At 72.5% G+C, this 12,225-nt stretch carries 14 protein-coding genes and 2 tRNA genes; 14 read left to right on the forward strand and 2 right to left on the reverse strand.

Annotation, left to right across the window (positions count from 1 at the left end):
* Positions 1-39: 39 nt before the first annotated feature.
* Positions 40-777 carry a hypothetical protein gene (locus tag ACFWN1_RS26690; RefSeq protein ID WP_384366984.1) on the reverse strand — a complete coding sequence of 246 codons (738 nt, stop codon included), beginning with the start codon at positions 775-777 and terminating at the stop codon, positions 40-42.
* 181 nt (positions 778-958) lie between these two features.
* Between ACFWN1_RS26690 and proB the strand changes: the two genes are divergently transcribed.
* From proB to ACFWN1_RS26715, 5 genes are all read left to right on the forward strand, one after another.
* Positions 959-2,065 (forward strand): glutamate 5-kinase, encoded by a 1,107-nt coding sequence (gene proB, locus ACFWN1_RS26695; RefSeq protein WP_384367023.1) that lies wholly within the window; start codon positions 959-961, stop codon positions 2,063-2,065.
* A 160-nt stretch (positions 2,066-2,225) separates the two neighbouring features.
* Complete coding sequence (locus tag ACFWN1_RS26700; protein ID WP_384366987.1) at positions 2,226-2,651, forward strand: hypothetical protein; 426 nt, start codon at positions 2,226-2,228, stop codon at positions 2,649-2,651.
* 65 nt (positions 2,652-2,716) lie between these two features.
* Positions 2,717-4,003, forward strand: coding sequence for a glutamate-5-semialdehyde dehydrogenase (locus ACFWN1_RS26705; RefSeq protein ID WP_384366990.1), 1,287 nt, complete (start codon positions 2,717-2,719; stop codon positions 4,001-4,003).
* Positions 4,004-4,087: 84 nt separating this feature from the next.
* Positions 4,088-4,651, forward strand: coding sequence for a hypothetical protein (locus tag ACFWN1_RS26710; protein WP_384366993.1), 564 nt, complete (start codon positions 4,088-4,090; stop codon positions 4,649-4,651).
* 90 nt (positions 4,652-4,741) lie between these two features.
* A complete protein-coding gene (locus ACFWN1_RS26715; RefSeq protein ID WP_384366996.1) occupies positions 4,742-5,809 on the forward strand; it encodes a hypothetical protein in 1,068 nt (355 codons plus the stop codon).
* Positions 5,810-5,819: 10 nt separating this feature from the next.
* Here ACFWN1_RS26715 and ACFWN1_RS26720 read toward each other — a convergent pair whose 3' ends face one another.
* Positions 5,820-6,923 (reverse strand): M48 family metallopeptidase, encoded by a 1,104-nt coding sequence (locus ACFWN1_RS26720; RefSeq protein WP_384366999.1) that lies wholly within the window; start codon positions 6,921-6,923, stop codon positions 5,820-5,822.
* A 99-nt stretch (positions 6,924-7,022) separates the two neighbouring features.
* On the opposite strand from ACFWN1_RS26720, the gene ACFWN1_RS26725 reads away from it, so the two are divergent.
* From ACFWN1_RS26725 to ACFWN1_RS26765, 9 genes are all read left to right on the forward strand, one after another.
* On the forward strand, positions 7,023-7,187 hold the full coding sequence (locus ACFWN1_RS26725; protein WP_384367002.1) for a hypothetical protein: 165 nt from the start codon (positions 7,023-7,025) through the stop codon (positions 7,185-7,187).
* A 131-nt stretch (positions 7,188-7,318) separates the two neighbouring features.
* Complete coding sequence (locus tag ACFWN1_RS26730; RefSeq protein ID WP_384367005.1) at positions 7,319-7,483, forward strand: hypothetical protein; 165 nt, start codon at positions 7,319-7,321, stop codon at positions 7,481-7,483.
* Positions 7,484-7,538: 55 nt separating this feature from the next.
* Positions 7,539-8,225, forward strand: coding sequence for a nicotinate-nucleotide adenylyltransferase (gene nadD, locus ACFWN1_RS26735; protein WP_384367008.1), 687 nt, complete (start codon positions 7,539-7,541; stop codon positions 8,223-8,225).
* Between the two features lie 16 nt (positions 8,226-8,241).
* Entirely contained in the window at positions 8,242-9,933 is a 1,692-nt protein-coding gene (locus ACFWN1_RS26740) for a LytR C-terminal domain-containing protein (RefSeq protein ID WP_384367011.1), read from the forward strand.
* A gap of 161 nt (positions 9,934-10,094) precedes the next feature.
* Entirely contained in the window at positions 10,095-10,538 is a 444-nt protein-coding gene (rsfS, locus tag ACFWN1_RS26745; RefSeq protein WP_384367014.1) for a ribosome silencing factor, read from the forward strand.
* Positions 10,538-11,206, forward strand: a complete 669-nt coding sequence (locus tag ACFWN1_RS26750) for a histidine phosphatase family protein (protein WP_384367017.1) — start codon at positions 10,538-10,540, stop codon at positions 11,204-11,206. Before rsfS ends, ACFWN1_RS26750 begins: the two co-directional genes overlap by 1 nt.
* 157 nt (positions 11,207-11,363) lie before the next feature.
* A tRNA-Ala gene (locus ACFWN1_RS26755) sits at positions 11,364-11,436 on the forward strand.
* 320 nt (positions 11,437-11,756) lie between these two features.
* Entirely contained in the window at positions 11,757-11,990 is a 234-nt protein-coding gene (locus ACFWN1_RS26760; protein ID WP_384367020.1) for a hypothetical protein, read from the forward strand.
* 132 nt (positions 11,991-12,122) lie between these two features.
* Positions 12,123-12,195: transfer RNA gene (locus ACFWN1_RS26765), tRNA-Ala, on the forward strand.
* Positions 12,196-12,225: the final 30 nt, after the last annotated feature.

Here is a 12,225-nt window from a genome sequence, read left to right on the forward strand (position 1 = left end):
CCTTCGCACCGGCGCTTCACCGTGTTCACATCTTCAGGCTCACGCCTTCAGATCCGCCTCGTCCCCCATCACCACCACCGGATGCCGGGCCGGATCGAGGGTCCGCAGCAGATACTCCATGTCCGCCTTGGACTGGCTCACGCACGCCGACGTACCGCTGCCGTGGTCCATGTGCAGCCAGATGTTGCCGCCCTTGGACTGCCCCCGCGGCCGGGTCTGGTCGGTGGGCGGGGTGCCCTTGACGCGGTTGTAGTCGATGGCGATGACGAGGTCGAAGTCGTGCCAGTACGACTTCTTCCAGTAGTGCGGTGCCTGGAAGGCGGCCGACTCGGTGTACGGGAGCCTGGCTTCGGGCGCTGCCAGTACCCCGCCGGCGTCGCTCAGGGTGAACACCCCGACCGGGCTGCGCAGGTCGTCCTCGTGATGGTCGGTCGTCCAGCCCTTGCGGCCGTTGTGCGTGGGCCAGGCACGCTCCCGCGTCCAGGCCGACCCCTTCTTCGTGTACAGCGCGGCGTCCGAGTCCGCCGAGTCCCGCCCCTCGCCGGAGACCAACAGGACCTGCCGGGACTCGGCGGGCACGCGCTGCCACAGCCGGTCGCCCACGCCCGGCACCCGCTTCAGGGCGGCCTCGGGTGCCTTTCTGTCGTCCTGGACGCGCGCGGCACCCGGGTCGTTCTTCTCCGGCTTCTCCGCACCGCCGCACCCCGCCGCACCGAGGACGAGCAACGCCCCGCCCACCGCGGCCGCGACCGCTCGTACCGTCCCGCCGTTTCGCATGAGCCCCATGGTCCCAGAAGGTGCCCCGGCCGCATCCGTCGCGGTCCCCCGACCGGCCCGTCCGCCTGCTGAAACCCGGCTGCGCCGGCCGCTCCCATTCCCGTAGATTGCGGGCACGGCAGGGGGATCGGGCAAGAGGAACAAGCGGAGAGCGGGCAACGTGGCAGGCGCGAGGCAGACCGTGGGCGAGGCCCGGCGGATCGTCGTCAAGGTGGGGTCCTCCTCACTGACCACCGCCGCCGGCGGACTCGACGCGGACCGGGTGGACGCGCTGGTCGACGTGCTGGCCAAGGTGCGCGGCGGCGGGGAGCGGGAGATCGTGCTGGTCTCCTCCGGCGCCATCGCCGCCGGACTCGCCCCGCTCGGCCTGGACCGCCGCCCCGGGGACCTCGCCCGCCAGCAGGCCGCCGCCAGCGTCGGCCAGGGCCTGCTGGTCGCCCGCTACACCGCCTCCTTCGCCCGCTACGGCGTCCGCGTCGGCCAAGTCCTGCTCACGAGCGACGACATGAGCCGCCGCGCCCACCACCGCAACGCCTCACGCACCCTGGACAAGCTGCTGGCGATGGGCGCCTTCCCCGTCGTCAACGAGAACGACACCGTCGCCACCGACGAGATCCGCTTCGGCGACAACGACCGCCTGGCCGCCCTCGTCGCCCACCTCGTCCACGCCGACCTGCTGGTCCTCCTCTCCGACATCGACGGCGTCTACGACGGCGACCCCGCCCGCCCCGGCACCGCCCGCATCGCCGAGGTGCGCGGCCCGGCCGACCTCGCCGGGGTCGAGATCGGCAGCGCGGGCAAGGCGGGCGTCGGCACCGGGGGCATGGTCACCAAGGTCGAGGCCGCTCGGATCGCCGCCGCCGCGGGCATCCCCGTGGTCCTCACCGACGCCGTGCACGCGGCCGACGCCCTCGCGGGCGGCGACACCGGCACCTGCTTCCACCCCACCGGCAAGCGCTCCGCGGGCCGGCTGCTCTGGCTCCAGCACGCCTCCACCCCGCAGGGCTCCCTCACCCTGGACGACGGCGCGGTGCGCGCGGTGGTCGAGCGGCACAGCTCGCTGCTGCCCGCCGGAATCGCCGCCGTCACCGGCGAGTTCAGCGCCGGGGACCCGGTCGAACTGCGCGACCGCGCCGGTCACCCGGTGGCGCGGGGGCTGGTCAACTTCGACGCCCGCGAGCTGCCCCAGCTGCTCGGGCGTTCGACCCGCGAGCTGGCACGCGAGCTGGGGCCGGCCTACGAACGCGAGGTCGTGCACCGGGACGACCTGGTACTCCTGCACCCCTGACCGCGGGCCGGACGCCCGCCGGGCCCGGCACACCGGGCGACCCCGGTGGGGGACGTTCCGTGAAACCGCCACGCGGAGCCCTGCGGCCTGCTCAACTTTGTTGCGGGGACATGTTGAAGGGACACGTTCCGTCAAGGGGCCATGCGTGAAGGAGGCCGTCGTGCGACGAGTCCGTCCTGGGGCGGCGTCCCGTGGTGCTCTGACGAGCGTCGCGGCCGGGGACACCTACGAGGAGCCCGAGGACCTGCCCCGCCTGTGGCACGTCACCCTCAGCGTCTCCGGGGAGCGCGTCCCCGTACAGGAGCTGCGGCGGGCCCTGGAACAGCTCGCCCATGACCACCCCTTCCTGCTGACCAGCAGATACGCCGGTGACCACGCGGAGATCCGGTACTGGGAGGAGGCCCGCGACCTGCACGACGCGGCCGCCGTCGCGCTGCGCCTGTGGGGCGAGCACCGGCAGACCGCCGGACTGCCGCCCTGGGAGATCGTCGGCCTGGAGGTCATCGGCCGGGAGACCTACCACCAGCGCATCGCCGAGGGCTATGGGCCCGCGCCGGCCACCCCGGTGGGGGTCCACCCGTTCTGAGAGCCCCTCGTCTCGCGGTGTGGAAGGCTTCCGGAGGGCCGCGCACCCCGCACTACCCTTCCCTCATGACCACGCTCTCCCCGTACGACTCCCTCTCGCCGGTCATCCAGGCCGCCTACCGGGCCAAGGCGGCCGCCGCCGGCCTCGCGCCGCTCCCGCGCGCCGCCAAGGACGACGCGCTGCTCGCCGTCGCCGACGCGCTGGAGGTCCGCACCGCCGAGATCGTGGCCGCCAACGGTCGTGACGTGGCCAGGGCGCGGGAGAACGGCACTGCCGAGTCGGTCGTGGACCGGCTCGCCCTCACCCCCGAGCGGGTCCGCGCCATCGCCGCCGACGTGCGCGACGTGGCCAAGCTGCCCGACCCGGTCGGCGAGGTCGTCCGGGGAAACACCCTGCCCAACGGCATCGACCTGCGCCAGGTCCGCGTCCCGCTCGGCGTCGTCGGCATCATCTACGAGGCCCGGCCCAATGTCACCGCCGACGCCGCCGCGCTCTGCCTGAAGTCCGGCAACGCCGTCCTGCTGCGCGGCTCCGCCTCCGCCTACGAGTCCAACACCGCCCTCGTCCGGGTGATCCGGGACGCCGTCGGCGGCGCCGGGCTGCCCGCCGACGCCGTGCAGCTGGTGCCGGGGGAGGGCCGGGAGAGCGTACGCGAGCTGATGCGCGCCCGCGGACTCGTCGACGTGCTCATCCCGCGCGGCGGCGCCTCGCTGATCCGGACCGTGGTCAGCGAGTCCACCGTCCCCGTCATCGAGACCGGCACCGGCAACTGCCACGTCTACGTGGACGCGGACGCCGACCTCGACATGGCCGTCGACATCCTGGTCAACTCCAAGGCCCACCGGGTCAGCGTCTGCAACGCCGCCGAGACCCTCCTGGTCCACCAGGACATCGCCGCCGCCTTCCTGCCCCGCGCCCTGGACGCGCTGGCCGAGGCCGGGGTCACCGTGCACGCCGACCCGCGCGTCCTGGCCCACGCCGAGGGCACGAAGGCGACCGTGGTGGAGGCCGTCCTGGAGGACTGGGAGACGGAGTACCTGTCGTACGACATCGCCGCCGCCGTGGTGGACTCGCTCGACCAGGCCGTCGAGCACATCCGGCTGTGGAGCTCCGGACACACCGAGGCGATCGTCACCAGCAGTCAGCAGGCGGCCCGGCGCTTCACCCGTCTGGTGGACTCCACCACGGTCGCCGTGAACGCCTCCACCCGCTTCACCGACGGCGGTCAGTTCGGCTTCGGCGCGGAGATCGGCATCTCCACCCAGAAGCTGCACGCCCGGGGCCCCATGGGCCTTCCGGAGCTGACCAGCACCAAGTACATCGTCACCGGCGACGGTCACGTACGCCCCTGAGCATCCCCGTACGACGGCCACGGGACGACGGTCGAATTTCCGTACCGTCTGCCCAAATCGACCCCCCAGGTCTAGTCTGGTCCCGTGCCGGAGGACGTGGGGGGCACGCCGTTCCCTGACGGCTGGGAGCCCGACGACGACCACGACCACGGGGTGCCGGACGAAGAGTTCGCCTCCGTGGTGTTCGACGCGGCCTTCGTCGCCGCCGCCACCGTCCACGAGCCGTCCGCCGTGGAGCGCCTCCTCGCCGCCGCCGAGGCCCGTGCCGCGGCCACTGAAGCCGAGGCCCGCCGCACCCACGCCCCCGCGGACCCCTACGAAGAGGGCTACGGCCCCGAGGGCAGCGGTTTCGGCCACGACCTGGACGACGAGGACCCGGACGGCCGCTACGCCTACGACGGCGACGAGAGCCCCTTCGGCGCCCACGGAAAGGTCCGCTGGCACCGGCCCGTGGCCTGGGTGCTCGCCGTGGTGATGGGCGTCGGCATGGTCGCGCTGGCCTTCGCCGCCGTCTACCGGGGCGCCTCCTCCGGCGACCGGGTGCCCGCCCCCGCCTCCACCGGTCTCGGCCGGGACGGCGTGGCCGCGCCCTCCGTCTCCGCCGAGCCGGCCCGGCCCGCCGTGTCAGCGATCCCGCGCACCCCCTGACCCCGGCCCGCCCTTTTTTGGTCGGAACCTGCCAGAAGTTGTCACGTACCAGCGCGTTTACCCGAGCCCCCCGCGACCTACCCTGAAGGTATGGGCGGGCCTGGAGACCCACCGGAGGGGACACCCGAGGGCGGCCCCGGAGGTGCGGAAGACGAGTACCGATCCGTCGTCTTCGACGAGTCGTTCGTCCGCGCTGCCCGGCTCCAGGAGTCCTCCGCCCGCGAACGCGTCAGCGACCACGCCCCCGCCGTCCGCCGCCGCCCGCCCCTGCGCCGGGGCCTCAGCCGGCAGGCGCTGGTGCTCCTCCTCCTGCTCGCCGTCGCCTTCGGCACCGCCGTCTTCCTGGGCTTCCGCCACCCCTACGGCTCAGCGGCCCCCAGGCGCCCCGCGGAGCCGCTGCGCATGAGCGTCGTCCCGCTCGCCCCGCGCGGCGAGGTGCCCGGCGCCCCCGACACCCGGTCCCTGTACGCGCGCAGCCCCGCCGCCCGGTTCGCCGTCGGCCTCGCCGGGATACCACTGCCCCCCTCCCGGCCCACCGCGCACTTCTCCGACAGCCAGGTTCTCGGCGCCCTCGACACCGCCCGCAAGTACGTCCTGCACTCCGCGCTCGACCCCGACGTGCTCACCGGCCGCCAGATCCGCCCCGTGCGGGCCCTGCTGGACGCCGGCCAGCTCGGCCAGTTCGACCGGAGCATGGCGTCGCCCGCCGCCGACGGCAGGCACGCCCCCACCGGCTGGATGGTCCGCTTCGACCCCGCCCGCACCGCCCTCGCCGACAACGACATCCGCACCCGGGGCGCCCTGCGGGTGAGCGAGACCGACCCGGCCACCCTGCAGGTCGTGGCCGACGGCACCTTCGTCTACGCCCTGCGCGCCCCCGGCACCGGGGCCAGGACCCCGGTGTCGCTGTTCACCGTGCGCCGCGAGCTGACCTTCCGCTTCGACCGCGACACCCTGCGCGTCGGCCAGACCCGGCTGATCTCCTCCAGCACCCAGGCGGGCCCGCTCTCCTGCGACCAGGACACCAGCGCCTATCTGCGTCCCCTGCTCGCCGGTGAGCGGGCCGAGCCGGGCGGACCCCCCGGCACCGACCCCTACGGGACCGGCGCCGCGGCCCTGTGCGGCACGCTCGCCGACTCCGCCCAGCCCCGCGGCTGAACCCGGGGGCTCAGCCCTGTGTGGGGGCGTCCTTCGCCGGGCCGTCGCTCGCCGGGCCGCCCTGCGGGGACTGCCCGGTGAAGCCGTCGAAGCCCCGCTTCACCCGGCCGCCCAGGCCGCCCGCGCCGCCCGCGAGATCGGAGACCAGCTTCATCAACGGGTCCTTGCTGGTCCGCACGTCGCTCGCGTAGCTCGCCGCGGACTGGCGGAAGGACTCGCCGACCCCGGCGTCCCTGTCGTCCTCGCGGCGCGGGTAGTGGCCGTCCATGATGCGCTGGAAGTCCCGCGACTCGGCCCACCGCTTCAGCTCGGCCGCCCGGATCGTGGTGAAGGGGTGCGAGCGCGGCAGCACGTTCAGGATCTTCAGCACCGAGTCGCGCAGGTCGCCCCCCGACTCGTACTCCTCGGCCTGCTCCAGGAACGCGTCCACGTTCATCTCGTGCAGGTGGTTGCCGCCCGCGATCTTCATCAGGCCGCGCATCGACGCCCGCAGATCCTGGCCCACCAGCAGCCCGGCCCGGTCCGCCGACAGCTCCGACTTGCGGAACCACTCCCGCAGCGCCGTCACGATCGCCATGATCGCCACATTGCCCAGCGGAATCCACGCCACCTTCAGCGCCAGCGAGGTCAGGAACAGCAGCACCGTGCGGTACACCGAGTGCCCGGACAGCGCGTGGCCCACCTCGTGGCCGACGACCGCCCGCATCTCCTCCTCGTCCAGCAGCTCCACCAGACCGGTGGTCACCACGATGACCGGCTCGTCCAGGCCGATGCACATCGCGTTCGGCCTCGGGTCCTGCGTGACGTACATCGCCGGGACCTTCTCCAGGTCCAGGATGTAGCAGGCGTCCCGCAGCATGTCGCTCAGGTGGGTGAACTGCCGGTCGGAGACCCGCACCGAGTCGGACAGGAACAGCAGCTTCAGGCTCCGCTCGGGCAGCAGCCCGCTCAGCGCCTTGAACACCGTGTCGAAACCGGTCAGTCTGCGCAGGGCCACCAGCGCGGACCGGTCAGCCGGATGCTCGTAGGCCCGCGAGGAGATCCCCGGGAAGCGGCTGCGGTGCCTGCCCGGCACCCGCTCCTGGCCGGCCTGCTCGTGGCGGTCGTCGGACATGTCTTCCCCCTGCGTCTCGGAAACCCGCTGTGCCCCCCGGACCGGGCACAGCCTAGGCGGATATACCGTGGACGGGCAGCACCCCTAAGGAGTCACGTCATGGAGCACCACCCCGCGGCCGCCTGGCTGACCGAGGCCGCGTCGAGCGCCGTCCAGCAGCAGGGGCCGGGCGACCTGCTCCGGATCGTGCTGGTCGTGATGGTCGTGGGCTGCGCGCTGACCGGCTGGTTCCTCCTGCGCGGCTACCGGCAGAAGGACGACTGACCCCCTTCCCGGGTCCCCCCGCCCGCCCGCCACGGGCCCCTTCGCCGGAGTCGGCGTGATCGCCGGGAGGGTGCCCGCTTACGATGGGCAGACGTCTTTATCCCGCCCACACGCGATAGGTCCTGCCGAAGATGAGCTTCCACAGCACCGCTGCCCAGTTGGTCACTCTCGCCGCCGAGGGCTCAGAGCACGGCGGCAACCACAACAGCCTGAACCCCGCTCTCACCGGCGGCGGTGCCCTGTTCGTCCTGCTGCTCCTGCTGTGGATCACCACCCGCTTCAACCGCGACCGCTGACCCCCGGCCGGTCCCCGGCGAGAAGCCGCAGGCCGGGCCGGTAGGGTCTGCACGCATGGGAGAGCAGGACATGCCTACCGGTCCGGCGGAGGGCACCGTGAACGATCCGGCAGGGGACCCCGGGTACACAGGGGACCACGGCCCCGCCCGCACGGGCCGGCGCAGGCTCGGCGTCATGGGCGGCACCTTCGACCCGGTCCACCACGGGCACCTCGTGGCGGCCAGCGAGGTCGCCGCCCGGTTCCGGCTGGACGAGGTGGTGTTCGTACCCACCGGCCAGCCCTGGCAGAAGTCGCACCGGAACGTCTCCCCGGCCGAGGACCGCTATCTGATGACGGTCATCGCCACCGCCGAGAACCCGCAGTTCTCGGTCAGCCGCATCGACATCGACCGCGGCGGCCACACCTACACCGTGGACACCCTGCGCGACCTGAGCGCCCTCAACCCCGGCACCGACCTGTTCTTCATCACCGGTGCCGACGCCCTCGCCCAGCTGCTGACCTGGCGCGACTCCGAGGAACTCTTCTCCCTCGCCCACTTCGTCGGCGTCACCCGTCCCGGCCACCAGCTGACCGACGCCGGCCTGCCCGCGGGCGGGGTCTCCCTGGTCGAGGTGCCCGCGCTGGCCATCTCCTCCACCGAGTGCCGGGCGAGAGTCGCCAAGGGCGACCCCATCTGGTACATGGTCCCGGACGGGGTCGTCCGCTACATCGACAAGCGTGAGCTGTACCGCGGCGAGTGAGCCGAGAGGGGCACCGGTGAACGACCGATACGAAGCTGGGTACGGCGACGACCAGTACGGAGGGGAGGACCAGTACGAGATCGTCGGCTACGACGACTACGGCCGCCCCGTGTACCAGCAGGTCCCGCCCCGCCGGCAGCCGCAGACCTACGACCCCTACGGGCGGCAACAGGGCTACGCCCAGGGCGGTCACGACACCGGCCGGCAGCAGCCCGTACCGCCCGGCCACGACCCCTACGGGACCCAGGGCGCCCCCTACGACCCGTACGGGACCGCCGCCCAGGAGCCCGCGCCCGGCTACGACCCCTACGGGCAGGCCGCGCCCGGCGGACAGCAGCCGAGGGTCACCGAGCGGACGGCGTACATCCCGCAGCAGACGCGGCCCGACGAGGACGCGGAGCCCGAGGCGCCCCCGGCCGAGGCTCAGAAGGCGGGCGAGGACGGGGAGTTCGCGTTCGCCGAGGAGCCTGACGCCGAGTCCGAGGACGTCATCGACTGGCTGAAGTTCACCGAGAACCGCACCGAGCGCCGCGAGGAGGCCCGCCGCCGCGCCCGCGGCCGGGTCATCGCCCTCGGCGTCGCCCTCGCCCTGGTCGTGGCGGGCGGCGTCGGCTACCTCTGGTACGACGGGAAGCTGCCCGGGGTCTCTTCGCCCGGCGCCGGTACCGGCACCACCGTCGCCGCGGGCGCCCAGAAGCGCGACGTGATCGTGGTCCACCTCCATGACACCGGTAAGCGCGGCACCTCCACCGTGCTGCTGGTCGACAACACCACCACCCGGCGCGGCACCACCGTCCTGCTCCCCAACTCCCTGGCGCTGAGCGACGATTCGGGCACCACCACCACGCTCGCCGAGTCGGTCGACGACGACGGCTCCTCCGGCACCCGCGACCAGCTCGACACCGTCCTCGGCACCGACATCCAGGGCACCTGGCGCCTGGACACCCCGTACCTCCAGAACCTCGTGGATCTGGTCGGCGACATCGAGACCGACACCGATACGGACGTGCCCGACCCCGACGCCAGGAAGAAGGGCGCCGCCCCGCTCGTGCACCGGGGCGAGGGGCAGACCCTCAGCGGCAAGATGGCCGTCGCCTACGCCACCTACCGGGGCCCCGGCGAGCCCGAGAACGCCCAGCTGGCGCGGTTCGGCCAGGTCATGCAGGGGGCGCTGCGCAAGCTGTCCTCCGACCCGTCGGCCGCGACGACCACCGTGCGGACCCTCGCGCAGATCCTCGACCCGCCGCTGACCGACAAGGACCTGGGCACCTTCCTCGCCAGGCTGGCCGACCTCGCCAAGGACGGGAAGTACCGGACCACCCCGCTGCCGGTGCGGGCCGACGGCACGCTGACCGCCGACACCAGCGACAGCGTGGTCAAGAACATCCTGGGCGGCACCGCCAAGAGCCCCGACGCCGGCTCCGCGGTCCGGGTCGCGGTGCAGAACGCCACCGGCGCCGGGGACGACACCGAGAAGGCCCGTGTCACCCTGCTGGGCGGCGGCTTCGGCTTCATCGAGGGCGGCACCGCCTCCGGAGCCCGGACCGCCTCCGAGGTGGTCTACTCCGACCCCGCCGGCCGGCGGAACGCCGCCGAGGTCGCCAAGACCCTGGGCCTGCCCGCGGGCTCCGTGACCAGGGGCACGGTCTCCTCCGGCGCCGACGTCCTCGTCGTCCTCGGCCAGGACTACCGGCCCGCCGCCCCCTGACCCGCCACGGCGCACCCCACGTGAGCACCGGAACACGTGGGGTGGGTCCGGCCGCGCGTGAGACCCTTGGAGTCCCGGAGCCTCCGGACAGCGCCCCGCGCCCGGCCGGCCCGACCCGAGTCCTCGCACACCGCACCCCGTCCTCGAAGGAAAGCCGCACAGTGACCGCCACCGACCATTCTCTCGAACTCATCACCACCGCCGCCCAGGCGGCCGCCGACAAGCTCGCCCACGACGTCATCGCCTACGACGTCAGCGACGTGCTGTCGATCACGGACGCTTTCCTGCTGGCCTCCGCGCCGAACGACCGCCAGGTCCGGGCGATCGTCGACGAGATCGAGGAGCGCCTGCAGAAGGAGCTCGGCGCCAAGCCCGTCCGCCGCGAGGGCGACCGCGAGTCCCGCTGGATCCTGCTCGACTACGTGGACATCGTCGTCCACGTCCAGCACAGCGAGGAGCGCGTCTTCTACGCCCTGGAGCGTCTGTGGAAGGACTGCCCCGAGCTGGAGCTGCCCGAGGAGGCCAGGGCCACCCGCGGCAAGGCCGAGGAGCACGCCAAGCTGCACAGCGACGAGGCCGGTGACGAGCCCGGCCAGGAGCGCTGATGAGCGCCACCGGTGAGGTGACCGACCGTCCGGGCCGCGGCCGCCGCGTCATCCTGTGGCGGCACGGCCAGACCGCGTGGAACGTGGAGCGCCGCTTCCAGGGCACCACGGACGTGGAGCTGACCGGGACCGGCGTCGCCCAGGCCCGCCGGGCCGCCCGCCAGCTCGCCTCGCTGCGGCCGGACGCGATCATCGCCTCCGACCTCAGGCGCGCCTCGGACACGGCCGCCGAACTGGCCGCCCTCACCGGTCTCGACGTCGTCCGTGACGAGGCCCTGCGGGAGACCTACGCGGGCCTCTGGCAGGGTCTGACGCACGAGGAGATCATCGCCAGGTTCGGGGACGACTACGCCGCGTGGAAGCGCGGCGAGCCGGTCCGGCGCGGTGGTGGCGAGCTGGAGACCGAGGTCGCCGACCGGGCCGCCCCCGTGGTGCTGCGGCACGCGGAGAAGCTGCCCGAGGAGGGCACCCTCGTGGTGGTCAGCCACGGCGGGACCATCCGGACCACCATCGGCCGGCTGCTCGGCCTGGAGTCCCACCACTGGGAGAGCCTCGGCGGCCTGACCAACTGCTGCTGGTCCGTGCTCGGCGAGGGTGCGCGCGGCTGGCGGCTGCTGGAGCACAACGCGGGCACCCTGCCCGAGCCGGTCCTCGGCGACGACGACTGACGACGCCTGACGACGACTGACGACGCCTGACGACAACCGGCGACGCCTGAGCCGCGCAGAAGAGTCCCTGGTGGGGCCTCGGGACCCGGATTTCACTTTCCGGCAGGTCGCAGGCTAAAGTTCTTCTTGTTCGGCCCGCGGAGCGGGAGGGACGCGAGGGGCTATAGCTCAGTTGGTAGAGCGCCTGCATGGCATGCAGGAGGTCAGGAGTTCAATTCTCCTTAGCTCCACAGGCTCCACAGATCGACACTCGTACCGGGTGATCAGAGATCGGTGATGAAGATCCCGTCCCTTCGAGGGGCGGGATCTTCTTGTTTGTCCCCCGCCTTGAGCCGATCACGTTCCATGGTCGTATACCTCCGCGAACGGGGTCCGCGCGGGGGCGACCGTGTCCGGACCGGTACTGAGGCGTCGCTGACCGTGCAGGCCCGGCCGTGGCAGAATCAGACGGCCGGAAGGGGGCTCGGCCCGACGGGAGGGAGTGGCGATGCCTTCGAGCATCCTTGGAGGTTCCGCGCTCGTGGCCTGCGGCCATGGCTGGAGCTGAGCGGTGGGTGCACACAGGCGGAAGTGCGACTGGTGCGGTGGCGGCACCCCGATCGTCCGCGACATGGAGCCGGTCAACTCCGACTACCAGTACTGGTGCGAGGAATGCGCGCGGGCGCTGATCATAAAAGGCGATCCCATCGAGACGTACCGCGAGCTGGAGGGCGAGCCGATCTACGGGCGGCTGCTGGAGGAGCACTGCACGCTCAAGCGGTTCTACTCCTTCGTGACGGCGTGACGGTAAGACCGCGTGACGGCATAGCGGACATTTTGCTTACACCAGGCCGGACCGGGAACCGATTTGGTGTTCCACCCCCGGGGCCGTGTAATGTTGTCATCGCCGCCGGGGAAGCCGGGCGGAAAACATCGAGGGGCTATAGCTCAGTTGGTAGAGCGCCTGCATGGCATGCAGGAGGTCAGGAGTTCAATTCTCCTTAGCTCCACAGAAAGCGAAGGCGGACCGTCATAAAGAC

Origin of the sequence: Streptomyces sp. NPDC058459, from assembly GCF_042721685.1 — a bacterium.
Lineage (GTDB): Bacteria > Actinomycetota > Actinomycetes > Streptomycetales > Streptomycetaceae > Streptomyces.